This is a genomic window from Pseudooceanicola sp., from assembly GCF_029213205.1.
Classification (GTDB): domain Bacteria; phylum Pseudomonadota; class Alphaproteobacteria; order Rhodobacterales; family Rhodobacteraceae; genus Pseudooceanicola.
In genome coordinates, this window is the sequence record NZ_JARGNH010000008.1 from 40,202 (window position 1) to 63,636 (window position 23,435).

Consider the following 23,435-nt stretch of genomic DNA (forward strand, 5'->3'; position numbering starts at 1 on the left):
CGCCCCTCAGATCGGGGGCGTCCGGTGCTTTTCCTCGAATTCAAAGCCGTAATCCAGCGATTTCAGCGGCGCCGGTGACAGCAAATAGGTGGCCCGGCGCAGATAATCCATCAACGCCCGCGAATCCCGGGCGCGAGCGGCGATCTGATCCGGTGGAATCGGGGTGCCGATCACCACCCGCACCGGGGTGTCGGTGCGGGCCCGGAATTCCTTCAGCAGCAGGCCCAGGCGCAGGGTGTAATGGACATGGCTGGCGACCTGGAACAGCCGCGAATTGCGGCCCTCGAAATAGACCGGAACCACCTGCGCACCCGATTTGGCGATCATCCGCGCGGTAAAACTGCGCCAGCCCGGATCCATTGGCGGCGAAAACGGCTTGGTCGCGGTCGAGACGGTGCCACCGGGAAACACCCCAATCGCCCCGCCCTGCGCCAGATAGCTGAGCGCGGTTTTCCGTGTGGCGATATTCACCGCCCGTGCCGCTTTGGTGTCGTCGAAATCAATCGGCAGGATAATCCGGTTCAAATCCTCGGATTTGCGGAACACCTGATTGGCCAGAATCCGGAAATCGCCGCGGGCTTCACGCAGGATATGGCCGAGGATCAGCCCGTCCAGGATCCCGTAAGGATGGTTGGCGATCAGCACCAGCGGCCCGGTTCTGGGAATGTTGGAAAGCGCCCCGCCGATCACGTCGAGTTGCAGCCCGTAGCGCTCCATCATCACTGTCCAGAAATCGCGCCCCGCCGCCACCTCCTCCTCATAGCCGGCCGCGCGCCGGATCAGCGCCAGCCGCCCGGTGACGTTTTCCAACGTCCGGATGACCGTGCGCGACATCCGCGTCGCGCCGGAATGGGAATAAGAGAGTTCACGGGTGATGTCCCGTGGCGGTTGGGTGGAGGTGGCGCTCATGGAGTCCGGATCTGCGCGTCTGCTCAATGCTCAACTCTGGGTTCAGCGCTGTCTAAACCCGCCGCGCCGGTCGATCCAGTTGATATGACCTCAACCTGACAATTATTCCGCCGCCACCCTCTGCCCCGGCCCACCGGCGCGAAATGTCGCCAACAGCGCCGCGCGGCTGGCGGCGGCGCGCGTGGCATTGCCCTGTTTCACCGGGCCAAAGCCGCGAATGCTGAGCGGCAGCTCCGCCAGCGAAATCGCGGTTTCCAGCGTCGCCGCGTCGACATTGGCCAGAACCTCGGCCATATCCGCCTCATATTCCGCGATCAGCGCCCGTTCCATGCGCCGCTCGACGCTGCGCCCGAACGGATCAAACGCGGTGCCGCGCAGGGCCTTGAACCGCGTCAGCAACCGCAGCAGCCCCCCCATCCAGGCACCGAATTCGCGCTTGGCCGGGCGCCCGTCTGCTGCCTTGCCACCCAGCATCGGCGGCGCCAGGTGATATTTCACTTTGAAATCGCCACCAAACTGCGCCTCGGCCTTGGCCCGGGTTTCGCCATGCAGCCGGGCGACCTCATATTCATCCTTGTAGCTGAGCAGCTTGTGATAACCCTTGGCGACCGCCTCGCGCAGGCGCGGATCGGTGATTGGATCGACAAGCGCGCGGTATTTCGCCGCCAGCGCAGCGTTCTGATAGCCGGTCAGGTGATCCGCGCGCAGGTCGATCTGCGCGGCCAGGCTTTTCGGTTTCTCGACCGGACCGGCGGCCGATACCTCAGCCGCGGCATCGACATGCAGGCAGGCCCAGCGGCCAATTTCAAAGGCGCGCAGGTTCTTGTCCACCGCCGTGCCGTTGAGTTCGATGGCCTGCGAAATCGCCGCATGTGGCAGTGGGATCAGCCCCATCTGCCAGGCCGCGCCAAAGATCATCATGTTGGAATAGATGCTGTCGCCCAGCGTCACCCGCGCCAGTTCGCTGGCATCAAACAGCGTCACCTTATCCTGAAGTCTTGCCTGAAGTTGCAGGGTCAAGCGTTCGGAAGGCAACGAAAATTCCGTGTCTCGGGTGAAGTCCCCGGTGATGATTTCATGGGCGTTGACCACCGCGCCGGTGCGCCCGGTCTTGGTCAGGCCCAGGGTTTTCGCCCCGGCGCTGACCACCAGATCGCCGCCGATCAGCGCATCCGCCTCGCCGGTGGCGACCCGGATCGCGTTGATGTCGTCGGGTCGCTCGGCCAGCCGCACATGGATGTGCACCGCGCCGCCCTTTTGCGCCAGCCCGGCCATTTCCATCATCCCGGCCCCCTTGCCATCGATCTGCGCCGCCTGCGCCAGCACCGCACCGATGGTGACCACGCCGGTGCCACCGACCCCGGTGATGACCACGTTCCAGGTGCCGTCGATACGCGGCAGGACCGGGGCCGGAAGATGCGGCAGATCAAGGTCGGTCAAGGCGACGGTGTCGCGCCGGATCTCCGCCCCCTCAAGGGTGACGAAAGACGGGCAAAACCCTTTGAGGCAAGAAAAATCCTTGTTGCACGAGCTTTGGTCGATGGCCCGCTTGCGGCCCAGATCAGTGTCCACCGGCACGATCGACACGCAGTTCGATTGCACCCCGCAATCGCCGCAGCCTTCGCAGATGTCGGTGTTGATGAACACCCGCCGGTCCGGATCGGGGAAACTGCCACGTTTGCGGCGGCGGCGTTTTTCAGCGGCGCAGGTCTGCACATAGATGATCACCGACACCCCGTCGACCTGGCGCAGCCGCCGCTGCACAGAATCGAGCTCGGCCCGTTCATGCCAACTGACCGATTTCGGAAAATCCTCGCGCCGAGGTTCTTCTTTTTCGTCATAGACGACCGCGATCTCCTTGATCCCGATCCCGGTCAGTTCTTCGGCCACCCGCGCCGCCGACAGCCCCCCCTCGTTCTTTTGCCCGCCGGTCATCGCCACCGCGTCATTGAACAGGATCTTGTAGGTGATGTTCACCCCAGACGCCAAAGCCGCGCGGATCGCTTGAATGCCGGAATGATTATAGGTGCCGTCGCCGAGGTTCTGGAACACATGCTCGGTGGTCGAAAACCGCGCCTCGCCGATCCAGTTGGCGCCCTCGCCGCCCATATGGGTCGTTCCCAGCGTGTCCCGGTCCATCCATTGCACCATGTAGTGACAGCCGATCCCGGCATAGGCGCGGCTGCCTTCGGGCAGCTTGGTAGAGCTGTTATGCGGACAGCCCGAGCAGAAATAGGGAAGCCGAGCGGCGATTTCCTGCACATTGTCATTGCGCCGTGCCTCGCTCAGCCCGGCAAGGCCCGCCTTGATCCGGTCGGTGTCGCGCCCCTCTTCGATCAGAATCCCGCCGAGCTTTTCGGCAATCCAGACCGGATCCAGCGCCCCGCGCGTCGGAAACAGTTCCTCGCGGTGGATGCCGCCGGCCCCGCCCTTGTACCAGCCATAGACGCGGCGACCGCGACGGTCGTCAAAGATCGCCTCCTTGATCTGCACCTCGATCAGCTTGCGCTTTTCCTCGACCACCACGATCAGGTCCAGCCCCTCGGCCCAATCATGGAACCCGGACATATCCAGCGGAAACACCTGGCCGACCTTGTAGGTGGTGACGCCCAGACGCTCGGCCTCGGCGGCATCGATGCCCAGCAGCGCCAGCGCATGCATCAGGTCGAGCCAGTTCTTGCCAGCACTGACAAAACCGATCTTGGCACCCGCTTTGCCCCAGACCCGTTTGTCGATGCCATTGGTATGCGAAAACGCCTCGGCGGCAAAGCGTTTGTAGTCGATCATCCGGGTTTCTTGCTCATGCGGGGTGTCGACCAGACGGATGTTCAACCCGCCTTCGGGCATCGGGAAATCCGGGGTGATCAGCGACATCCGGTTCGGATCGCCATCAACAACCGAGGTCGCCTCGATCGTGTCCTTCATCGTCTTCAACCCGACCCAAAGCCCGGAAAACCGCGACAAGGCATAGCCATAGATGCCGTAATCAATAATCTCCTGCACCCCCGCCGGGCTGACCACCGGCATATAGGCATCGACCAGCGCCCATTCCGATTGATGCAGCACGGTCGAGCTTTCGCCGGTGTGGTCATCGCCCATCGCCATCAGCACGCCGCCATGTTTCGACGACCCCGCCATATTGGCGTGACGCATCACATCGCCCGACCGGTCCACCCCCGGCCCCTTGCCATACCAGAGGCCAAAGACGCCGTCGAAGCGCCCCTCACCACGGATTTCGGCCTGCTGCGTGCCCCAGAGCGCGGTGGCCGCCAGATCCTCGTTCAACCCTTCCTCAAACCGCACATCCGCCGCCGTCAGCCATTTCGCCGCCCGGTTCATCTGCATGTCCACCGCGCCCAGAGGTGAGCCGCGATAGCCGGTCACATAGCCTGCGGTGTTCAACCCGGCGGCACGGTCGCGGGCCTTTTGCGTCAACATCAGGCGCACCAGCGCCTGGGTTCCATTCAACAGCACCGGCGATTTTTCCAGATCGAACCGGTCATCCAAAGTGATACGGGGGGCTGTCATGTGCGTGTCCTCCCTGTCGACGCAGAATCAAGTGTAGCGCAAAAAAAGGTCACAAGATATGACCTAGAACGCAATTTTCCCACTGCCCCCTACCCGGGACGCAAGGTTTTCGTTACAGGGCATATCTATGTCGTTCATCCAGACCAGAGCGACCGGAAAGTTGCTGAGATGGATTGGGATAAATTAAGAATATTTCACGCGGTCGCCGATGCCGGCAGCCTTACCCATGCGGGTGAGGCGCTGCATCTGTCGCAATCTGCGGTATCGCGGCAGATTCGCGCGCTTGAGGAATCGCTGAACACCACTCTGTTTCACCGCCACGCGCGCGGACTGATTCTCACCGAACAGGGCGAATTGCTGTTTGACGCCACCCGGGCGATGGCCAAACGACTGGACAGCGCCACCGCCCGCATTCGCGACAGCGAAGAAGAGGTGTTTGGCGAATTGCGGGTGACCACCACCATTGGTTTCGGCTCACTCTGGCTGGCGCCGCGGTTGTTCAAGCTTTACGAACGCTTTCCCGACCTCAAGATCGATCTGATGCTCGAGGAACGGGTTCTCGACCTGCCAATGCGCGAGGCCGATGTCGCCATCCGGATGAAAGAGCCGAGCCAGGCCGACCTGATCCGCAAGCGGCTGATGTCGGTGCGGATGCGCTGCTATGCCAGCCCCGCATATCTGCAAGAGCATGGCCGCCCCGAGCAGATAGAAGACATCAGCGGCCACCGGTTGATCTGCCAGAATCCCTCCGCCGCGCAGGTTGCTGCCGGGGCCGGTCTGGTGGCGCAATTGCTGAGCCAGGATGTGCGATCCCTGCTGACTGTGAACAACTATTTCGGAGTGCTGCAGGGGGTGATTTCAAACCTCGGAATCGGCGTGTTACCGGATTACCTGATCGAGGATTTCCCGCTGCTGGAACGGGTCCTGCCGGATATTGAATCCAACGAAGTGCCGGTGTTCATCGCCTTCCCCGAAGAGCTGCGTCATTCCAAGCGTATCGCCGCGTTTCGCGACTTCGTGCAGGAAGAAGTCATCGCCCATCGTCGCCGTATTCGGGATAGAGGCGAGGAGTCCAGCAACAGCACAACTTGATGAGGCATGTGGGCAACGCATGGCGGGCATGTTGCAGCTGCGGCAAAAAGGTTCTTGAACGATTCTAAATCGACACTTAATTGGGCTCATGGCGATGGTTCTGCCTTCGGGCGCATCATCTTCATACCTCCCTGTTGGACTAGGCCGGGTTTAGTACCCGGCCTTTTTTTTGCCCACGGCCTTCTGCAGGTGCAGCATGGGCGCGATCCGGCGAAACCTTGCCCGCCAAATCTGACATCCGCAGATGACACCCCCGCGACCGGCCGATATGTTTCCCGCCTTTTTACGCCAGGATCGCCCGCGCCCCTTCCCCCCTTTGTTGCTCTGTCGTAAAGGGGGGCCAAAGATCGAACCGGGGGAACACCATGCAGGATCCGCAGATCACGTCCGAGCTGATCGCCGCACACGGCATCAAGCCCGACGAATACGCCGAGATCCTGCGCATTCTCAACCGCGACCCGACCTTCACCGAACTCGGCATTTTTTCGGCGATGTGGAACGAACATTGCTCCTATAAATCGTCAAAGAAATGGCTGCGCACCCTGCCCACGACGGGTCCGCAGGTGATCTGCGGCCCTGGTGAGAATGCCGGCGTGGTCGATATCGGCGATGGTCAGGCGGTGGTGTTCAAGATGGAAAGCCACAACCACCCCTCCTATATCGAGCCCTATCAGGGCGCCGCCACCGGTGTCGGCGGCATTCTGCGTGACGTCTTTACCATGGGTGCCCGACCGATTGCCGCGATGAATTCGCTGTCCTTTGGCAGCCCGGATCACCCCAAGACCCGGCAGTTGGTGCATGGCGTGGTCGAAGGCGTCGGCGGCTATGGCAATTGCTTTGGCGTTCCCACGGTGGGTGGCGAGGTCCGGTTCGATCCGGCCTATAACGGCAATTGCCTGGTCAATGCCTTTGCCGCCGGTCTGGCCGACACCGACAGCATTTTCTACTCCGCCGCCTCCGGCGTCGGCATGCCGGTGGTCTATCTCGGTGCCAAGACCGGGCGTGACGGCGTCGGCGGCGCCACCATGGCCTCGGCTGAATTCGACGACACCATCGAGGAAAAGCGCCCCACGGTGCAGGTCGGCGATCCGTTCACCGAAAAACGGCTGATGGAGGCCTGTCTTGAGCTGATGCAGACCGGCGCCGTGATCTCGATCCAGGACATGGGCGCCGCCGGGCTGACCTGTTCGGCGGTCGAGATGGGCGACAAGGGCCAGTTGGGGGTCAGGCTGAACCTCGACGATGTGCCCTGCCGCGAAGAGAATATGACCGCCTACGAGATGATGCTGTCGGAATCCCAGGAACGGATGCTGATGGTCCTGAACCCGGACAAAGAGGCCGAGGCGCGGGCGGTGTTCGACAAATGGGATCTCGACTTCGCCATTGTCGGCGAAACCCTCCCCGAGGACCGGTTCCTGATCGTGCATAAGGGCGAAGTTCGCGCCGATCTGCCGCTGCGCGCCTTGTCGGGCAATGCGCCGGAATACGACCGCCCGCATATCCCGGCTCCATCGGCGGCGGCGCTGACCGACGTGCCGCAGATCGACCCGATCGATGGGCTGCGCGCCCTGATCGGATCGCTCAACTACACCGCCAAGCAATGGGTCTATGAACAATATGACACCATGGTGATGGCCGACACGATGCGCATTCCGGGTCTCGGCGCGGGCATCGTCCGGGTGCATGGCACCACCAAGGCGCTGGCCTTTACCAGCGATGTCACCCCGCGCTACGTCATGGCGAACCCGGTTGAGGGCGGCAAACAGGCCGTGGCCGAGGCCTATCGCAACCTCTGTGCGGTCGGCGCCCTGCCGCTGGCGACCACTGACAACCTCAACTTCGGCAACCCCGAAAGACCCGAGATCATGGGCCAATTCGTCGGCGCCATTCAGGGCATCGGCCTGGCGGTCGCGGCCCTGGATGTGCCGATCGTGTCCGGCAATGTCTCGCTCTACAACGAAACCGATGGCACCGGGATCCTGCCGACTCCGACAATCGGTGCGGTTGGGCTGATCGCCGATACCGCCGATGCAATCACCGGCGTGGCACGGGATGGCCAGATGCTGCTGCTGATCGGCGACACCGCTGGCCATCTCGGCCAATCGGCGCTGCTGGCCGAAGCCTTTGGCCGCACCGAGGGCGACGCGCCACCGGTCGATCTGATCGCGGAAAAGCGGCATGGCAGCTTCATCCGGGAAAATCACCAGTTGATCCACGCCTGCACCGATCTCAGCGACGGCGGGCTGGCGCTTGCCGCCTTTGAAATGGCTGAAACCGCAGGCATTGGCCTGAAGATCGAAGCCACCACCACAGCCGAGCTGTTTGGCGAAGATCAGGCGCGCTATCTGATCGCCTGCGACTTCGACCAGGCCGAGGCGCTGATGGTCGCCGCCGGCCAGGCCGGGGTGCCGATTGCCCATATCGGCCGCTTTGGCGGCGAGATGGTCCAGTTCGGCGACAGCGCCGCGCCGCTGGCCGAGCTTGCCACATTGTTTCGCGGCACCTTTGAGGCGCGGCTGGGCTGAGCGCCGCGATGGCTGCCGGAACCGATCCTGTCCTCAGCCTGCCGGAACTGAAGGCCGATTGTTCGGCCTGCGCCGCGCTCTGCTGTGTCGGGCTGGCGTTTGACCGTGGCAACAGCTTTGCCATCGACAAACCGGCGGGTCAGGCCTGTCCCAACCTCGCCGGTCACGCCTGCCGGATTCACGACAAGCTGGGGGATCAGGGATTTTCCGGCTGCGCCGCCTATGATTGCGTCGGCGCCGGGCAGCGCACCCTGGCGCTCTATTCCGGGATCAGCTGGCAGGACGATCCGACGCGTCTGGCGCCGATGCTGGACACTTTCGCGCATCTGCGCCGCCTGCACGAGCTGATCGCCCTGCTCGACACCGCTGCAGGTCTGACGCTGCCGGCATCGGTCGAGGCGCGGCGGCTGGCGCTGTTGACCCAGATCTGCCCAGAGACGATGACCCCGGCCGAGGCCGACAGCCTGGCCACCGGCCCGTTGCCGGGCGCGGTGCGCGACTTCTTGCGCGGGTTGCGGGATCATCTGGCGCCGCAGTGACCCTTGCCCCGCGCGCATCCGCGTCATACATCTGAGCCAGACAGAAACGGAGCCGCACATGGCCATCACGGCGCAAGACATCGAAGATCTGATCCGCGACGCCTTTCCCCACGCCCAGATTCTGGTCGAAGGCGACGACGGCGCACATTTCTCGGCCCAGGTGATCGACGAAAGCTTTCGCGGCATCAACCGGGTCCAGCAGCAGCGCGCGGTCTATGCCGCGCTGAAAGGCAAGATGGACGGATCGCAGGGCGATTTGCACGCCCTCGCCCTGACCACCAAAGCCCCCGACTGACCGTTCGCCGCCTCGCGGTCCGGTCCATGACCAAGGAACATCAGATGAGCACCACAGATCAGATCAAAGACACAGTCACCACCAGCGACGTCGTCCTGTTCATGAAGGGCACCAAAGAGATGCCGCAATGCGGATTCTCCAGCCGCGTCGCGGGCGTGCTGAATTACATGGGCGTCGAATACGCCGATGTGAACGTCCTGGCCGACGAAGGCATCCGCCAGGGGATCAAGGACTATTCCGACTGGCCGACGATCCCGCAGCTTTATGTCAAAGGCGAATTCGTCGGCGGCTGCGACATCATAACCGAAATGACCCTCTCGGGTGAGCTGGATCAGCTGTTCGAAACCAATGGCATCCAGTTCAACAAGGACGCCGCGGAAAAGATCCGCGCCGCCAACGGCTGAAGTCAGAAAATTGAACAGGCGCGGTCGGGGTTCAGCCCGGCTGCGCCTTTTCCTCAAGTGAGGCGGCCAGCGATTCCGCCCGCGCGGCCAGTTCGGCCAGCGTATCGGTGACCCGGGTCGGCACCACCGGCACCTCGATCCGCTGCGGCGCCGGCGCCGGGGCCGATTTCAGCGTCTCGATCTCGGCCCGCAGCGCCTCCAGGTCGCGCTGGGATTCGCGCTGCTTGTCCTCCAGCCCGGCGGTGCGGTCAGCCAGCATCAGCCCCGCCATCAGCAGCATCCGGCCCTCAGGCACCCGACCGATCTGATCCGCCAGAGCGGTCGCCTCGGTGTCCAGCATCTTGGCAGCGCTCAGCAGGTAATGCTCTTCGCCCTCGGCGCAGGCGACTTCGAATTGACGTCCGCCAATGGTGATTTCGATTTCCGGCATCAGTGATCCCCCCCGGATGCGCCATTGGCCACCAGCGGCACCAGAGCGGTGACAATGGCATCGGCCTCGCTGCGGTCCACCGAACGGGCGGCGCGCAGCGCGTCAAGCTCGGCCTGCATCGCGCTGTTGATCAGATCCGGCTCGCCGACACCCGTTTCATTGGCCTCGCGCAGGGCGCGGTTGCTGTCGCGCAGCTGATCATTGGCCATCCGCAGCCGCTGCAAATCCTGATCCAGCTGCACCATTGCGGCACGCTGATCGGCCAACGCCCGGTCGGTCTGATTGGCGGCGTCTTCCTGACGCGCCTTCAGGGTGCGCAACCGTTCCTCCAGCTGTGCGTTGGCCAGTTTTTCGCTCTCAAGCGCCTGTTGCAGCGCCATCAGGGCAGCCGGGTCGACCTGCGGCGCAGCGGCTTTGGCACTGTCGATGCCAGCCACCGCATCCCCAATCCGGTCCAGCGCCGTCTGTATCCGGCCCTGCAATTCGTCAAGATGCGCTTCGCTTTCACTCATGCCTTGATCCTTGTCTGGTTCCCGCCTGCGCCAAAACCGCCCGGCGAATCGCCGCGCATCGGCGCTTTGCCCCAGTCTATCCAATGGTTTCGCCATTTCCCAATGGCAAGGCGTCGCCAGGTTTTCCGCCACCCCCGGTCCGCCGCCCTTGAACTTCGCCACCCGGCTGCTATCAGCGGTGTATCTGCTGCCCCTTTCGCCACAAAGGATTGCGACCATGGACATCGCTGCCCTGCGCACCGCCCATCCCGATCATTGGAAACTGGCCTGCGCCATCCGCGTGCTGACGCTGGACGCTGTCGCCGCCGCAAATTCCGGCCATTCCGGCATGCCGATGGGCATGGCCGATGTCGCCACCGTGCTGTTTACCAAACATCTGAAATTCGACGCCGCGGCGCCGAACTGGATCGACCGCGACCGGTTCATCCTGTCGGCGGGCCATGGGTCGATGCTGCTCTATTCGCTGCTACACCTGACTGGCTATGAGCAATTCCCGATCGAGGAAATCAAGAATTTCCGCCAATTGGGCGCCCGCACCGCCGGCCACCCGGAAAACTTCCTCGCCCAGGGCATCGAAACGACGACCGGGCCGCTGGGTCAGGGCATCGCCAATTCCGTCGGTTTTGCCATGGCCGAAGAGATGCTGCGCGCCCGCTATGGCAAGAAGGTGATGGATCACCACACCTATGTCATCGCCGGGGACGGTTGCCTGATGGAGGGCATCAGCCAGGAGGCGATTGGCCTTGCCGGACGCCATGATCTGTCCAGGCTTATCCTGTTCTGGGACAACAACGGCATCACCATTGACGGCAAGGTCGATCTTTCGGACCGCACCGACCAGGTGCAGCGCTTTCGCGCCTCGGGCTGGCATGTGCAAGAGGTGGATGGCCACGATCCCGACGCCATTGACGCCGCCATTACGGCCGCGAAGAACACCAACAAACCGTCGATGATCGCCTGCAAGACCCATATCGCCATCGGATCTTCGGCGCAGGACACCTCAAAAGGTCACGGCGCGTTGACCGACCCCAAGCTGATCGCCGACGCCCGCAAGGCCTATGGCTGGACCGCCGGGCCGTTCGACATCCCCAAAGACATCAAATCCAGCTGGGAAGAAGCCGGGCGCCGCAGCGCTGCCGAACGCTTTGCCTGGGAGGAGCGCTTTGGCGGCTTGTCCGACCGTCGCCAGGCCGAGATCAACCGCGTCTTTGCCGGCGAAGTGCCGAACAAGCTGGCCTCGGTGATCCGCGCGTTGAAGAAACAGGCCTCGCTCGGGCAGCCCAAGATGGCGACGCGCAAAAGCTCGGAACTGGTGCTTGAGGTGGTGAACCCGGTGCTGCCGGAAACCGTGGGCGGATCCGCCGATCTGACCGGATCGAACAACACTCTGACCGGCGATCTCGGGATCTTTGACACTGACAACCGCAAGGGCCGCTTTGTCCATTGGGGCATCCGTGAACACGGCATGGCCTCGGCGATGAACGGCATGGCGCTGCACGGCGGCATCCGGCCCTATTCCGGCACCTTCATGTGTTTCACCGATTACGCCCGCCCGGCGATGCGCCTGTCGGCACTGATGCGTCAGCCGGTGGTCTATGTGATGACCCATGACAGCATCGGCCTGGGCGAAGACGGCCCGACTCACCAGCCGGTCGAACATCTGGCGATGTCGCGCGCCACCCCCAACACCCTGGTGTTCCGCCCCGCCGATACGGTGGAAACCGCCGAGGCCTGGGAAATCGCGCTGACCCAGACCGGCACCCCTTCGGTGCTGTCACTGACCCGGCAGAACCTGCCGACGGTGCGCAAGGAACACAAGAACCGCAATCTGGTGGCGCAGGGCGCCTATGTTCTGGCCGAATCCGAGGGCAAGCGCCAGGCGATCCTGCTGGCCACCGGATCCGAGGTCGAAATCGCGCTCGCCGCGCGGGATCTGTTGCAGGCCGAAGGCATCGGCACCCGGGTGGTTTCAATGCCCTGCTGGGAATTGTTCGAGGCACAGGACGAGAAAACCCGCCGCCGGGTGCTGCCCGCAGGCCCGGTGCGGGTCGCGGTCGAGGCCGGGGTGCGCCAGGGCTGGGACCGCTGGCTCTGCGGCGAAGGCGGACGGTCGTCCAAGGCCGGATTCATCGGGATGACCAGCTTTGGCGCATCGGCCCCGGCCGAGGTGCTCTATGAGCATTTCGGGATCACCGCCGAGGCGGTTGCCACAGAGGTAAAATCGCTGCTCTAGGCCACCTACGCGCTGGACCATCCCGGGGCAGCGGTTAGGATGCGCCCCAATCCAGAAGGAGCGGAGCGCAGATGGCCAACGTCATGATCTTGTCACCCAAAGAGTCAGGTTTTACGCGCGAAATCAAATTGCTGCTGCCTGATCTTGAGGTTGTGAGCGTGCACAGCCCCGAACAGGCGATTGCCGAAGCCGACGGGGTGACGACGCTGATCACCCTGGGCAGCGAGGTGACGCCTGCCGTCCTTGACGCGATGCCGGATCTGCAATGGATTCAGGCGCTGTCTGCAGGGACTGACAATATCCTGGAGATGCCCGGCCTGCGCGACGGCGTCGCGGTCACCTCGCTCTCAGGCGCGCATGGGCCGCAGATGGCCGAGCTGGCGATCCTGATGATGCTGGCGCTGCCGCGCAATCTACCCCGGATGATCGACAATCAGGCCAGTCACAAATGGCGGCGCAGGCCGCAGCCGATCCTGGTGGGCAAGCGCCTGTGCGTTCTCGGCCTTGGCGCGATTGCCGAGGCGCTGGTGGCCCGGGCCCTGCCCTTCGGGCTTGAAATCACCGGGGTGTCGGACGGACGCAGCGACATGGCCGGTGTCACCCGCATCTATCCCTATGCCGAGCTGGAACAGGCCGCTGCCGAGGCGGATTTCCTCTGCATCCTCGCCCCGTTGAGCGACCGCAGCCGGGGCATCGTCAATGCCGCGGTGCTGACGGCGCTGGGGCCTGCGGGCTATCTGATCTCGATGGGCCGCGGCCCGGTGATCGACGAGGCGGCGCTGGCCGAGGCGCTGCTCAACGAAGGCATTGCCGGCGCCGGGCTCGATGTGTTTTGCGTCGAACCGCTGCCGCAGGACAGCCCGTTCTGGGACCTGCCCAATGTCATCATCACCCCGCATGTCGGCGGCCTTTCCGACCGTTACGCGGCCCAGGCGGCCCCGATCGTGGCGGCAAACCTGACCGCCTGGGCGACGGGCGGCATTGCGGCGCTGACCAACCGGGTCCGCTAACCGAATCCCCCACCCGGTGGGCGCTGCCACTGCCGCCGCCACCGCTGCAAGGTTAGCGCCACCAGCACGACTCCGGCAGGGCCGCCCCGAAAGTTAACGCTAACACGTTGAAAAAACATCGCTTTCCCCGTTAACTTCGCAGTGATTTCAGGCTATAGACCAGCCAACATTCCCAAGCAGGAGCCGCCGCAATGACAGTGACCCTTGGCATCAACGGCTTTGGCCGCATTGGCCGCAGCACCCTGGCTCATATCGCAGAAAGTGCGCGCAATGACGTGCAGGTGGTCAAAATCAACGCCACCGGCCCGATCGAGACCAGCGCGCATCTGTTGAAATATGACAGCGTGCATGGCCGTTTTGGCGGCACTGTGACCACCACAGGCAATTCCATGGATATCGGGCGTGGCCCGATGCAAATGTTTTCGACCTACAACCCCGAAGAGCTGGACTGGTCCGGTTGTGACGTGGTCCTGGAATGCACCGGGAAATTCAACGATGGTGAAAAAGCCAAGGTGCATCTTGAGCGCGGCGCCAAAAAGGTGCTGATCTCAGCCCCCGCCAAGAACGTGCAAAAGACCATCGTTTTCGGGGTCAATCACCGCGACCTGGCGGCCAATGACACGATGATCTCGAACGGGTCCTGCACCACCAATTGCCTGGCCCCACTGGCCAAGATCCTGCACGAGGCCTTTGGCATCGAGAGCGGCATCATGACCACGATCCACAGCTACACCGGCGATCAGCCGACGCTCGACCGGCGCCACAGCGATCTCTACCGCGCCCGCGCCGCGGCGATGTCGATGATCCCGACCTCGACCGGTGCCGCCAAGGCCCTGGGTGAGGTGCTGCCCGAGCTTAAGGGCAAGCTCGACGGATCCGCGATCCGGGTGCCGACCCCCAATGTCTCGGCTGTCGATCTGACCTTTGTGGCGGCGCGCGATGTCACCGTCGACGAGGTCAATGCGGCGGTGGCCGAAGCGGTTGCCGGAAACATGAGCACGGTGATGGCCTATGATCCCGAGCCCAAGGTCTCGATTGATTTCTGCCATACCGAGTACAGCTCGATCTTTGCCCCCGATCAGACCAAGGTGATCGGCAACCGGTTGGTGCGGGTACTGGCCTGGTATGACAACGAATGGGGCTTTTCCTGCCGGATGGCCGATGTCGCCGCCGTCATGGGCCGCCTGATCTGAGCTGACCCAGACCGATTTCCAAAATGCCGCGCCGCGCCCCGCAAGGGCGCGGCGCTTTTATTGTCTGGTGTCCCGGCAACAGGATTGACGGATCGAAGAATCCGCCTATGTTAGCGCCAACCAATCCTGGCGAGGCACCGCTGGCCCAAACCCTGCACCGGGCAGTCGGCATCGATCTGACCTTTGTCGCCAGCCGCCCGACCAGCATCGAAGAGGTAAACCAGGCGCTGCGCGCCGCCGCCGCAATGGGCCGTTTGATCTAGACCCAACGCGGTTTCCCCTGTTGCAGCTTGACGTCAACTTGTCACGGGCGGGCCGCCGGGGTTGATCCGTTTCCACGGCTCGTGCATAGCGCTTGCACAGCAATGCCGGACCACCCATGACCAATCAGATCGCCATCGCGCTGGGCTTGATCCTGGCCTTCTTGTTGGGGATTGATGCCCTCGTCTTTGGTTGGTCAAATACCTTGTTTCTCGCCAAGAAATTCGCAGATCTCGTAGAATGGATCGCGTTTTGGCGATGAACGCGCCGAGGCGACAGCCATGGGCCGATGCCAGACCTGACACAGGGAACGTTTTGAATGAATGCCATCTTATTGGTGATCGTCGCGGTGCTGGCCTGTGTCAGCCTGATCCTGCTTGGGCTGGTCGTTTACAGTTTTATCAAGAAATGGAAGGCCGAACGGGCGGTGCCGCCACGCGGCGCCTTTGTTGAGATTTCGTCGGGCAAGGTGCATTTCCTGACGTGCGGCAGCGGACCGGACATCGTGATGATCCACGGGCTGGGCGGCCAGATGGGCAATTTCGACACCGGGCTGGCGGATGATCTGGCCCGCGATCACCGGGTCACGCTCATCGACCGGCCCGGCATGGGCTATTCCGAACGCAAACCCGGCACCGCCAGCAATGTGCTGACCCATGCGCAATTGATCGAAGAGGTGATCGAGGCGCTGGAGATCGAGCGCCCGTTGATCGTCGGTCACTCCCTTGGCGGCGCGATTGCCCTGGGCATGGCGCTGCGTGGTCGGGTCAAAATGCGCGGCCTCGCCCTGCTGTCGCCGATGACCCTGCCGGTGGAAGACATCTCGGATGCCTTTGCCGGACTCAACATCACCTCGAACTGGCTGCGGGTGTTTCTCGGCTGGACCTTTGCGGTCCCGACCATGGTGCGGCGCCCGGAGCCGGTGCGCGAGCTGATCTTCGGCCCCGAAGCAATCCCCGCCAATTACCTCACCCAAGGTGGCGGGCTGTTGTCGCTGCGCCCCAAGCAATTCATCGAATCCAGCCGTGACATGGTGCACGCGGTGGACGACATGCCGACAATGGTGCGCCAATACGCCAAGATGACGCTGCCGATCCGCATTCTGTACGGCCAGCAGGACCGGATCCTCGATCCCGAATACCATGGCGCCAGCCTGGTGGCGCGCTATCCGCAAATCGGTCTGGAACTGATCGATGGCGGCCATATGATTCCGGTCACCCAGCCCGAGGCCTGTGCCAGTTTCATCCGCCGGGCCAGTCAGGCCATGGCCTGAACCGCCCCGGCGGAATCAAAATACCCGGATCAGGATTTGCCGAGCTTGTGCAGCAGGTGCTTTCGCACATCAGGTGTCACGAAATGCGTCACATCGCCATCCAACCGGGCAATTTCCTTGACCAGTTTCGAGGCAATCGACTGGTGCTTGGCCTCGGCCATCAGGAACACGGTCTCGACCGAGCTGTCGAGCACCCGGTTCATTCCGACCATCTGGAATTCATATTCGAAATCCGAGACCGCCCGCAGGCCGCGAATGATCACCCCGGCGCCAACGTCATGGGCGCAGTTGATCAGCAGATTCTCGAACGGATGCGCGACAATCTCGGTATCGGTCTCAGCGTTCAGCTCGGCGCATTCCGCCTCGATCATCGCCAGCCGCTCTTCGAGGTCGAACAACGGCCCCTTGTCTCGGTTGATCGCCACACCGATGACCAACCGGTCGACCAGCGCCGAGGCGCGACGAATGATATCAATATGACCCAAGGTGATCGGGTCGAAAGTGCCGGGGTATAGGCCGACGCGCATGGCAATCTCCGCTAATCGTTGTTGCGTGGCACGCAACATTATTACGCTGGAGAATGCAAGGGCAGACCGGCCGACTGACACAAAGCTGTCAATGACCCATGATCATGCCCTCGAGGGCGGTCTTTTCCATCGACAATTCGCTGAGCCGCGCCTTGACCACATCACCAATGGTGACGATCCCGACCAGAGCGCCGTCGGCATCCACCACCGGCATATGACGGAACCGGCCCTCGGTCATTTTCGTCAGCACGCTGTCGGCGCTGTCATCACGATGGCAGCAGACCGGATCCGGGGTCATCAGATCGCGCACCGTTCCGGTCAGGCAGCCAGGCCCGCGTTTGGCCAGCGCCCGCACAATGTCACGTTCCGACAAGATGCCCTGCGCATGCACCCCATCCGAAGACACGATCACCCCACCGATCCGATGTTCGGCCAGCAGCTGGGTCACATCGGTGATCGAGACGTCGGGCGCGGTGGTGATCACCCTGTCGCTTCCCTTGGATTTCAGGATCTTGTGGACGAGCATGACGACGCCTCCCCTTTGGGTCCGACACAAATACCGGGTAAACTAGGCTCACCCAACCGCGACATTCTGTCAAGTTTCCGCTTCGAGCCGGGCGATTTCGCGCCTGAGCCCGTCGCAGAGCGCCTCGGCAAACCGGTTCATCCGCTCCAGCCGAGTGTCATCGGCATGGCGCACCAGGTAAAAGGTGCGGGTCATCGAGATCTCGTCGGCCAGCACCCGCCGCACCCCCTGCACCGAGGCCAGCGCGAAGTCATGCATCACCCCGATGCCGCCGCCCTGGCGAATCCAGTTGAACTGGACCACCGCCGAATTTGACGCCAGCGACACCCGCTCGACCCCCAATTCGCTGAGGTAATCCAGCTCCTTGTCAAAGATCATATCCTGGATATAGCCGACGATCCGATGGCCGCTGAGGTCCCCCAGAGTCTCGATCGGCGGCGCGTTGCGCAGATAATCGCGCGAGGCGGCCAGATGCAGCTTGTAATCGCTGACCTTCTGCACCGTCAGCCGCCCGGCGGTGGGCGGCGACACGGTGATCGCCAGATCGGCCTCGCGCCGGGTCAGGTTGAACAGCCGCGGCAGCGCGACGATCTGCACCTCAAGGTCCGGGTTCTGCTGGACGATCTCGCTGCAGACCTGCGGCAACAGGAAATTCGCCACCCCGTCCGGCGCGCCCAGCCGGATTTGCCCGGAGAGCAGCCCGGATTGACCGCGAATGTCCTCTTCGGCGCTCAAGATCGCCTGTTCGGCCATTTCCGCATGGCGCTGCAACCGTTGACCGGCCTCGGTCGGCGCATATCCCTGGGGTGACTTGGCGAACAGCGCCGCGCCTATCTCCTCCTCCAGCCGGGCAATCCGGCGCCCGGCAGTGGCGGGATCGACCTTCAGCCGCTTGCCCGCCCCGCTCAGGCTCTCGGCCCGCGCCACCGCCAGAAAGGTTTTCAGGTCATCCCAATGCATCCCGACCTCATGCATTTTTGCAAAACGTTTTTGAAATCTTTCCCCTTCCGAGCTGTAAAATGCAAGCCTAGGATGATTGCGAGAGTTGGAGGACCCCCCATGCAAGAACTGACCCATTACATCAATGGCGCCCATGTCAAAGGCACATCAGGCCGCTTTGCCGATGTCATGAACCCCGCCACCGGTGAAGTGCAGGCCAAGGTCCCGCTGGCCAGCGCCGCCGAAATCGCCAAAGCCGTCGAAATCGCCACCGCCGCACAGCCCGCCTGGGCCGCGACCAACCCGCAGCGCCGCGCCCGGGTGCTGATGAAATTCGTCGACTTGCTGAACCGCGACATGGACAAGCTGGCCGAGGCGCTGAGCCGCGAACATGGCAAGACCCTGCCGGATGCGGCCGGTGACGTGCAGCGCGGGCTGGAAGTGGTCGAATATTGCATCGGCGCGCCACAATTGCTGAAAGGCGATTACTCCGACAGCGCCGGCCCCGGCATCGACATGTATTCGATGCGCCAGCCGCTGGGCGTCAGCGCCGGGATCACCCCGTTCAACTTTCCCGCAATGATCCCGATGTGGATGTTCGCCCCCGCCCTGGCCTGCGGCAACGCCTTTATCCTGAAACCCTCGGAACGCGACCCCTCGGTGCCCTTGATGCTGGCTGAGTTGTTCGAAGAGGCGGGCCTGCCCAAGGGCCTGCTGCAGGTGATCAACGGCGACAAGGACGCGGTTGACGCGATCCTTGATCACCCGGTGATCCAGTCGATCGGCTTTGTCGGCTCGACCCCGATTGCCGAATATATCTATGGCCGTGGCTGTTCCAACGGCAAGCGCGTGCAATGTTTCGGCGGCGCCAAGAACCACATGATCATCATGCCCGACGCCGATATGGATCAGGCCGCCGACGCGCTGATCGGGGCTGGCTACGGCGCGGCTGGCGAACGCTGCATGGCGATTTCCGTCGCGGTGCCGGTGGGTGAAGAAACCGCGGACCGGCTGATCGAGAAACTGGTGCCGCGCATCGAAAAGCTGAAGGTCGGCCCCTATACCGCGGGCAATGATGTCGATTACGGCCCGGTGGTCACCGCCGCCGCCAAGGCCAATATCGAACGGCTGGTGCAGACCGGTATCGATCAGGGCGCCAAGCTGGTCGTCGATGGCCGTGGCTTCAGCCTGCAAGGCTATGAGGATGGCTATTTCATCGGCCCGCACCTGTTCGATCATGTCACCAAAGACATGGATATCTACAAATACGAGATCTTTGGCCCGGTCCTGTCCACCGTGCGCGCGCAGACCTACGAAGATGCGCTGAAACTGGCGATGGACCATGAATACGGCAATGGCACCGCGATCTTTACCCGCGATGGCGACACCGCCCGCGATTTCGCCAACCGGATCAATATCGGCATGGTGGGGATCAATGTGCCGATCCCGGTGCCGCTGGCCTATCACACCTTTGGCGGCTGGAAGAAATCGGTGTTTGGCGATCTCAACCAGCACGGGACGGATGCGTTCAAATTCTACACCAGGACCAAGACGATCACCTCGCGCTGGCCCTCGGGGCTGAAAGAAGGCGGCGAGTTCCACTTCAAGCCGATGGACTAAGCCAAAGGTTTGGCGTACCTGCCGGAAACAGGCAGGCACGCCAATGTCGGAGTTGGGATGGCCGTAGAATATCGCATTTTTCCAGACCGTGGGCTGGTCTATGTCCGCTACAGCGGCCAGCTCCTACTGGACGAGACCTGGACTGCGTTTGCGCAATACGCGGCCGATCCAGAATTCCGGCCCGGGCAGAAACAACTGGTTGACCTGTCGCAGGTTGAGGGGGTCGAACAGGATTTCCCCAAGCTGATGCAGCTTCAGGCCAGAAAGGCCGGCGTTATCGGCCGCCCGGATGTGGAAACATTGATGGTATTTCTGGCGCCCGGCAAATCCAGAGATACCATTGCCCAGTATATTCGCCGCTCCTGGGAAGGGCTGGAACGGATCGTCGTTCGGATCGTGCCGGATGAGGCTGAAGCGCTGAGCTGTCTCGGACAGCAAGAAACCAATCTCAGCACCCTGCTGGCGGTGGCCCGATGAGCCGCGTGAAGAACGCCCGGCCGCACCAGCACGGCCTTTAAACCTGTGAGGGATTGCTATGGATTTCGCTCTGAGTGAGGAACAACAGGCCATTTTCGACATGGCCCATGCCTTTGGCCAGGAAAACATCGCCCCGCATGCCCGCAACTGGGAAGCGGCGGGCGAGATCCCAAAGAGACTCTGGCCGCAGATCGGTGAGCTGGGTTTCGGCGGGCTTTACGTCAGCGAGGCACATGGCGGTGCCGGATTGACCCGGCTCGACGCGACGCTGGTGTTCGAAGCGCTGAGCATGGCCTGCCCCTCGGTCGCGGCGTTTCTGTCGATCCACAACATGTGCGCCAGGATGCTGGATGCCTATGCCAGCGACGACCTGCGCAACCGGGTCCTGCCCAAGGCGATTTCGATGGAAACCCTGTTGTCCTATTGCCTGACCGAACCCGGCAGCGGATCGGATTCGGCGGCCCTGAAAACCCGCGCGGAGCGCACCAACGACGGCTATCAACTGACCGGAACCAAAGCGTTTATTTCCGGCGGCGGCTATTCGGATGCCTATGTGGTGATGGCCCGCACCGGCCCGGATGGCCCCAAGGGCGTGTCTACCCTCTATGTCCCGGATGGCGCCAGCGGCCTGTCCTTTGGCGGGCTTGAGGACAAGATGGGCTGGCGCAGCCAGCCGACCCGGCAGGTGCAATTCGACGCCTGCGCGGTGCCCGCCGGTAATCTGGTCGGCGAAGAGGGCAAGGGATTTACCTATGCCATGGCCGGGCTCGATGGCGGGCGGCTGAACATCGCGGCCTGTTCGCTGGGCGCGGCACAGACGGCACTGACCCAGACCCTGGCCTATATGGGCGAACGCAAGGCCTTTGGTCAGCCAATCGACCAGTTTCAGGCGCTGCAATTCCGCCTCGCCGATATGGAGATCGAGCTGCAGGCCGCCCGCACCTTTCTGCGGCAGGCCGCCTGGAAGCTCGATCAGGGCGCCCCGGATGCGACGAAATTCTGCGCCATGGCCAAGGCCTTTGTTACCGAGGCGGGCAGCAAGATCGTCAATCAATGCCTGCAATTGCACGGCGGTTATGGCTACCTCGCCGATTATGGCATCGAGAAACTGGTGCGCGATCTCAGGGTGCATGAAATCCTTGAAGGCACCAATGAGATCATGCGGGTGATCACCGCCCGGTCGCTGCTGGCCGACAAATGAGCGCCGATATCCATATCCGCACCGACGCTCAGGCCGGGCGCATCACCCTGACCCGGCCGCAGGCGTTGAACGCGCTGACCTACGACATGGCGATGGCGATTGACCAGGCCTTGCAAGATTGGGCAACGGATGACGACATCCGGCTGGTCGTGATCGACGCCGAGGGCACCCGCGCCTTTTGTTCCGGCGGCGACATTCAGGACCTCTATGACAAGGGCCGGGCGGGCGATTTCGCCTATGGTCAGGCCTTCTGGCGCGACGAATACCGGCTGAACGACCGGCTGGCGGAGTTCCCAAAGCCGATCATCAGCCTGATGCAGGGCTTTACCATGGGCGGCGGCGTCGGCATCGGCTGCCATGCCAGCCACCGGGTGGTCGGCGACAGCAGCCAGATCGCCATGCCGGAATGTGGCATCGGGCTGGTGCCGGATGTCGGCGGCTCCTTGCTGCTGGCGCGCGCGCCGGGGCGGCTGGGCGACTATCTCGGGCTGAGCGCGGCGCGGATGGGGCCGGGTGACGCGATCCATGCCGGGTTCGCGGACCATTACCTGCCCGAGGCGGAGTGGCCCGCCCTGGTCGCAACCTTGATCGAAACCGGCGATGCCGGGGCCGTAGCACGCGCCGCGCAACCCGCTCCGGCCTCGGATCTGGCCGCGAAACAGGCGGTGATCGACCGGCTCTTTGACTCCGGCGATCTGCCCTCGATCGCGGTGTCCTGTGATGCAGAGCGCGACGATCTGGCCGTCGGTATCCGCAAGGCGCTGTTGCGAAACTCGCCGCTTTCAATGGCGTGCACATTGAAAATGCTGGGCAATCTGCGCGAGAGCCATGCCGATCTGCGGGCGGCATTGACCCTGGAATACCGATTTACCGCGCGGGCGATGGAGCATGGCGATTTCCTGGAAGGGATCCGCGCCCAGATCATCGAACGCGACCGGAAACCGCGCTGGAAACACGCGCTCATCAGCGTGCCGGAGGCGGCGGTAGAGAGGATGCTGGCGCCGCTCGGGGCGCAAGAACTGTCATTCTGAGGGAGGATTGACCATGAAGATCGGATTTATTGGCCTTGGCAATATGGGCGCGCCGATGGCCGCCAACCTGGCAAAGGCCGGGCATGTCGTGACCGGGTTCGACACCGCCGATGTGGCGGTCGACGGGGTGACGCGGGCGACCAGCGCCGCAGCGGCGGCGAGCGGGCAGGACCTGGTGATCACCATGCTGCCGAATGGCGCGATCCTGCGGGCGGTGGCCGATCAGATCGTCCCGGCGATGGCGCCCGGCGCGGTGTTTCTCGATTGCTCGACCGTCGATGTCGAAAGCGCGAGGATCGTCGCAGAAGCGGCTGATAAGGCCGGACTCCTGGCTCTGGATGCGCCGGTCTCCGGTGGCACTGTCGGCGCGATTGCCGGGACCCTGACCTTCATGGTCGGTGGCAGCGACGCCGCCTTTGCCAAGGCCAAGCCGTTGTTCGATGTGATGGGGCAGAAGGCGGTGCATTGCGGCCCCTCCGGCAACGGTCAGGCGGCCAAGATCTGCAACAACATGATCCTCGGCGTCACCATGATCGCCACCTGCGAGGCCTTTGCCCTGGCCGACAAACTCGGCCTTGACCGGCAGGCGATGTTCGATGTGGTCTCAACCTCCTCGGGGTCGTCCTGGTCGATGAACGCCTATTGCCCGGCCCCCGGCATTGGGCCGCAATCGCCCGCCGACAACGGTTATCAGCCCGGCTTCGCCGCCGATCTGATGCTGAAGGACCTGCGCCTCAGCCAGCAGGCCGCCGAGGCGGTGGATGCCGACACGCCGATGGGTCAGGCCGCCGCCGCGCTCTATGCCCGCTTTGTTGAGGAAGAGGACGGCGCCGGTCGCGACTTCAGCGCGATGTTGCCACGGTTCGAAACCCGGCGCCGCGGCTGATCGCGCTTTCCCTGTGTCCTGACC

23 protein-coding genes are annotated in these 23,435 nt (G+C 63.2%); 16 read left to right on the top strand and 7 right to left on the bottom strand.

The window, feature by feature from the left end:
* Window positions 1–6 precede the first annotated feature (6 nt).
* A complete protein-coding gene (locus P1U48_RS08405; protein ID WP_301068502.1) occupies window positions 7–909 on the bottom strand; it encodes a lysophospholipid acyltransferase family protein in 903 nt (300 codons plus the stop codon).
* Window positions 910–1,011: 102 nt separating this feature from the next.
* Window positions 1,012–4,437, bottom strand: a complete 3,426-nt coding sequence (locus tag P1U48_RS08410; RefSeq protein ID WP_301068504.1) for an indolepyruvate ferredoxin oxidoreductase family protein — start codon at window positions 4,435–4,437, stop codon at window positions 1,012–1,014.
* 168 nt (window positions 4,438–4,605) lie between these two features.
* On the opposite strand from P1U48_RS08410, the gene P1U48_RS08415 reads away from it, so the two are divergent.
* The 5 genes from P1U48_RS08415 (at window position 4,606) to grxD (ending at window position 9,292) form a co-directional block, all read left to right on the top strand.
* Entirely contained in the window at window positions 4,606–5,529 is a 924-nt protein-coding gene (locus P1U48_RS08415; RefSeq protein WP_301068505.1) for a LysR family transcriptional regulator, read from the top strand.
* Between the two features lie 365 nt (window positions 5,530–5,894).
* Window positions 5,895–8,054, top strand: a complete 2,160-nt coding sequence (gene purL, locus P1U48_RS08420) for a phosphoribosylformylglycinamidine synthase subunit PurL (protein WP_301068506.1) — start codon at window positions 5,895–5,897, stop codon at window positions 8,052–8,054.
* A gap of 8 nt (window positions 8,055–8,062) precedes the next feature.
* The gene (locus P1U48_RS08425) at window positions 8,063–8,593 is read left to right on the top strand and encodes a hypothetical protein (RefSeq protein WP_301068507.1); all 531 of its coding nucleotides are present in this window, start codon (window positions 8,063–8,065) and stop codon (window positions 8,591–8,593) included.
* A gap of 58 nt (window positions 8,594–8,651) precedes the next feature.
* Window positions 8,652–8,888, top strand: a complete 237-nt coding sequence (locus tag P1U48_RS08430) for a BolA/IbaG family iron-sulfur metabolism protein (RefSeq protein WP_301068508.1) — start codon at window positions 8,652–8,654, stop codon at window positions 8,886–8,888.
* A 44-nt stretch (window positions 8,889–8,932) separates the two neighbouring features.
* Window positions 8,933–9,292 (top strand): Grx4 family monothiol glutaredoxin, encoded by a 360-nt coding sequence (gene grxD / locus P1U48_RS08435; protein ID WP_301068510.1) that lies wholly within the window; start codon window positions 8,933–8,935, stop codon window positions 9,290–9,292.
* 31 nt (window positions 9,293–9,323) lie between these two features.
* Here grxD and P1U48_RS08440 read toward each other — a convergent pair whose 3' ends face one another.
* Together P1U48_RS08440 and P1U48_RS08445 are read right to left on the bottom strand one after the other, a co-directional pair.
* Window positions 9,324–9,722: a cell division protein ZapA gene (locus tag P1U48_RS08440; protein ID WP_301068511.1), complete on the bottom strand. Its 399-nt coding sequence runs from the start codon at window positions 9,720–9,722 to the stop codon at window positions 9,324–9,326.
* Window positions 9,722–10,234 carry a hypothetical protein gene (locus P1U48_RS08445; RefSeq protein WP_301068512.1) on the bottom strand — a complete coding sequence of 171 codons (513 nt, stop codon included), beginning with the start codon at window positions 10,232–10,234 and terminating at the stop codon, window positions 9,722–9,724. The genes P1U48_RS08440 and P1U48_RS08445 overlap by 1 nt, the downstream gene beginning before the upstream one ends.
* A gap of 217 nt (window positions 10,235–10,451) precedes the next feature.
* Between P1U48_RS08445 and tkt the strand changes: the two genes are divergently transcribed.
* The 6 genes from tkt to P1U48_RS08475 all read left to right on the top strand — a co-directional run bounded on the left by tkt (window position 10,452) and on the right by P1U48_RS08475 (window position 16,204).
* Window positions 10,452–12,467 carry a transketolase gene (gene tkt, locus P1U48_RS08450; protein WP_301068513.1) on the top strand — a complete coding sequence of 672 codons (2,016 nt, stop codon included), beginning with the start codon at window positions 10,452–10,454 and terminating at the stop codon, window positions 12,465–12,467.
* A gap of 71 nt (window positions 12,468–12,538) precedes the next feature.
* Window positions 12,539–13,477: a D-2-hydroxyacid dehydrogenase gene (locus tag P1U48_RS08455; RefSeq protein WP_301068514.1), complete on the top strand. Its 939-nt coding sequence runs from the start codon at window positions 12,539–12,541 to the stop codon at window positions 13,475–13,477.
* Between the two features lie 191 nt (window positions 13,478–13,668).
* Window positions 13,669–14,670, top strand: coding sequence for a type I glyceraldehyde-3-phosphate dehydrogenase (gene gap, locus P1U48_RS08460; RefSeq protein WP_301068515.1), 1,002 nt, complete (start codon window positions 13,669–13,671; stop codon window positions 14,668–14,670).
* A gap of 107 nt (window positions 14,671–14,777) precedes the next feature.
* Window positions 14,778–14,933, top strand: coding sequence for a hypothetical protein (locus P1U48_RS08465; protein WP_301068516.1), 156 nt, complete (start codon window positions 14,778–14,780; stop codon window positions 14,931–14,933).
* 116 nt (window positions 14,934–15,049) lie between these two features.
* A complete protein-coding gene (locus tag P1U48_RS08470; protein WP_301068517.1) occupies window positions 15,050–15,193 on the top strand; it encodes a hypothetical protein in 144 nt (47 codons plus the stop codon).
* A 57-nt stretch (window positions 15,194–15,250) separates the two neighbouring features.
* Window positions 15,251–16,204 carry an alpha/beta hydrolase gene (locus P1U48_RS08475; protein ID WP_301068518.1) on the top strand — a complete coding sequence of 318 codons (954 nt, stop codon included), beginning with the start codon at window positions 15,251–15,253 and terminating at the stop codon, window positions 16,202–16,204.
* Between the two features lie 29 nt (window positions 16,205–16,233).
* Here P1U48_RS08475 and coaD read toward each other — a convergent pair whose 3' ends face one another.
* The 3 genes from coaD to P1U48_RS08490 all read right to left on the bottom strand — a co-directional run bounded on the left by coaD (window position 16,234) and on the right by P1U48_RS08490 (window position 18,232).
* Window positions 16,234–16,731, bottom strand: coding sequence for a pantetheine-phosphate adenylyltransferase (coaD, locus tag P1U48_RS08480; protein WP_301068519.1), 498 nt, complete (start codon window positions 16,729–16,731; stop codon window positions 16,234–16,236).
* Window positions 16,732–16,819: 88 nt separating this feature from the next.
* On the bottom strand, window positions 16,820–17,257 hold the full coding sequence (locus P1U48_RS08485; protein ID WP_301068520.1) for a CBS domain-containing protein: 438 nt from the start codon (window positions 17,255–17,257) through the stop codon (window positions 16,820–16,822).
* 69 nt (window positions 17,258–17,326) lie between these two features.
* Window positions 17,327–18,232, bottom strand: a complete 906-nt coding sequence (locus tag P1U48_RS08490; protein ID WP_301068521.1) for a LysR family transcriptional regulator — start codon at window positions 18,230–18,232, stop codon at window positions 17,327–17,329.
* A gap of 84 nt (window positions 18,233–18,316) precedes the next feature.
* Between P1U48_RS08490 and P1U48_RS08495 the strand changes: the two genes are divergently transcribed.
* From P1U48_RS08495 to mmsB, 5 genes are read left to right on the top strand one after another with little or no spacing between them, the layout of a single operon-like run.
* Window positions 18,317–19,816: a CoA-acylating methylmalonate-semialdehyde dehydrogenase gene (locus P1U48_RS08495; RefSeq protein WP_301068522.1), complete on the top strand. Its 1,500-nt coding sequence runs from the start codon at window positions 18,317–18,319 to the stop codon at window positions 19,814–19,816.
* A gap of 9 nt (window positions 19,817–19,825) precedes the next feature.
* The gene (locus tag P1U48_RS08500; protein WP_301068523.1) at window positions 19,826–20,293 is read left to right on the top strand and encodes a hypothetical protein; all 468 of its coding nucleotides are present in this window, start codon (window positions 19,826–19,828) and stop codon (window positions 20,291–20,293) included.
* 58 nt (window positions 20,294–20,351) lie between these two features.
* Entirely contained in the window at window positions 20,352–21,494 is a 1,143-nt protein-coding gene (locus tag P1U48_RS08505; RefSeq protein ID WP_301068524.1) for an acyl-CoA dehydrogenase family protein, read from the top strand.
* Window positions 21,491–22,525: an enoyl-CoA hydratase/isomerase family protein gene (locus P1U48_RS08510; RefSeq protein WP_301068525.1), complete on the top strand. Its 1,035-nt coding sequence runs from the start codon at window positions 21,491–21,493 to the stop codon at window positions 22,523–22,525. Before P1U48_RS08505 ends, P1U48_RS08510 begins: the two co-directional genes overlap by 4 nt.
* Window positions 22,526–22,538: 13 nt before the next feature.
* Window positions 22,539–23,411: a 3-hydroxyisobutyrate dehydrogenase gene (gene mmsB / locus P1U48_RS08515; protein ID WP_301068526.1), complete on the top strand. Its 873-nt coding sequence runs from the start codon at window positions 22,539–22,541 to the stop codon at window positions 23,409–23,411.
* Window positions 23,412–23,435: the final 24 nt, after the last annotated feature.

Excerpts from the sequence above, each read along its gene's own strand:
- P1U48_RS08425 (WP_301068507.1), top strand. The coding sequence starts at position 8,063 with ATGGCTGCCGGAACCGATCCTGTCCTCAGCCTGCCGGAACTGAAGGCC.
- P1U48_RS08410 (WP_301068504.1), bottom strand. The coding sequence starts at position 4,437 with ATGACAGCCCCCCGTATCACTTTGGATGACCGGTTCGATCTGGAAAAA.
- P1U48_RS08485 (WP_301068520.1), bottom strand. The coding sequence starts at position 17,257 with ATGCTCGTCCACAAGATCCTGAAATCCAAGGGAAGCGACAGGGTGATC.
- grxD (WP_301068510.1), top strand. The coding sequence starts at position 8,933 with ATGAGCACCACAGATCAGATCAAAGACACAGTCACCACCAGCGACGTC.
- mmsB (WP_301068526.1), top strand. The coding sequence starts at position 22,539 with ATGAAGATCGGATTTATTGGCCTTGGCAATATGGGCGCGCCGATGGCC.
- P1U48_RS08465 (WP_301068516.1), top strand. The coding sequence starts at position 14,778 with ATGTTAGCGCCAACCAATCCTGGCGAGGCACCGCTGGCCCAAACCCTG.
- P1U48_RS08490 (WP_301068521.1), bottom strand. The coding sequence starts at position 18,232 with ATGCATGAGGTCGGGATGCATTGGGATGACCTGAAAACCTTTCTGGCG.
- tkt (WP_301068513.1), top strand. The coding sequence starts at position 10,452 with ATGGACATCGCTGCCCTGCGCACCGCCCATCCCGATCATTGGAAACTG.
- P1U48_RS08415 (WP_301068505.1), top strand. The coding sequence starts at position 4,606 with ATGGATTGGGATAAATTAAGAATATTTCACGCGGTCGCCGATGCCGGC.
- P1U48_RS08470 (WP_301068517.1), top strand. The coding sequence starts at position 15,050 with ATGACCAATCAGATCGCCATCGCGCTGGGCTTGATCCTGGCCTTCTTG.
- P1U48_RS08510 (WP_301068525.1), top strand. The coding sequence starts at position 21,491 with ATGAGCGCCGATATCCATATCCGCACCGACGCTCAGGCCGGGCGCATC.
- P1U48_RS08475 (WP_301068518.1), top strand. The coding sequence starts at position 15,251 with ATGAATGCCATCTTATTGGTGATCGTCGCGGTGCTGGCCTGTGTCAGC.
- P1U48_RS08495 (WP_301068522.1), top strand. The coding sequence starts at position 18,317 with ATGCAAGAACTGACCCATTACATCAATGGCGCCCATGTCAAAGGCACA.
- P1U48_RS08430 (WP_301068508.1), top strand. The coding sequence starts at position 8,652 with ATGGCCATCACGGCGCAAGACATCGAAGATCTGATCCGCGACGCCTTT.
- purL (WP_301068506.1), top strand. The coding sequence starts at position 5,895 with ATGCAGGATCCGCAGATCACGTCCGAGCTGATCGCCGCACACGGCATC.
- P1U48_RS08445 (WP_301068512.1), bottom strand. The coding sequence starts at position 10,234 with ATGAGTGAAAGCGAAGCGCATCTTGACGAATTGCAGGGCCGGATACAG.
- coaD (WP_301068519.1), bottom strand. The coding sequence starts at position 16,731 with ATGCGCGTCGGCCTATACCCCGGCACTTTCGACCCGATCACCTTGGGT.
- P1U48_RS08505 (WP_301068524.1), top strand. The coding sequence starts at position 20,352 with ATGGATTTCGCTCTGAGTGAGGAACAACAGGCCATTTTCGACATGGCC.
- gap (WP_301068515.1), top strand. The coding sequence starts at position 13,669 with ATGACAGTGACCCTTGGCATCAACGGCTTTGGCCGCATTGGCCGCAGC.
- P1U48_RS08455 (WP_301068514.1), top strand. The coding sequence starts at position 12,539 with ATGGCCAACGTCATGATCTTGTCACCCAAAGAGTCAGGTTTTACGCGC.
- P1U48_RS08405 (WP_301068502.1), bottom strand. The coding sequence starts at position 909 with ATGAGCGCCACCTCCACCCAACCGCCACGGGACATCACCCGTGAACTC.
- P1U48_RS08440 (WP_301068511.1), bottom strand. The coding sequence starts at position 9,722 with ATGCCGGAAATCGAAATCACCATTGGCGGACGTCAATTCGAAGTCGCC.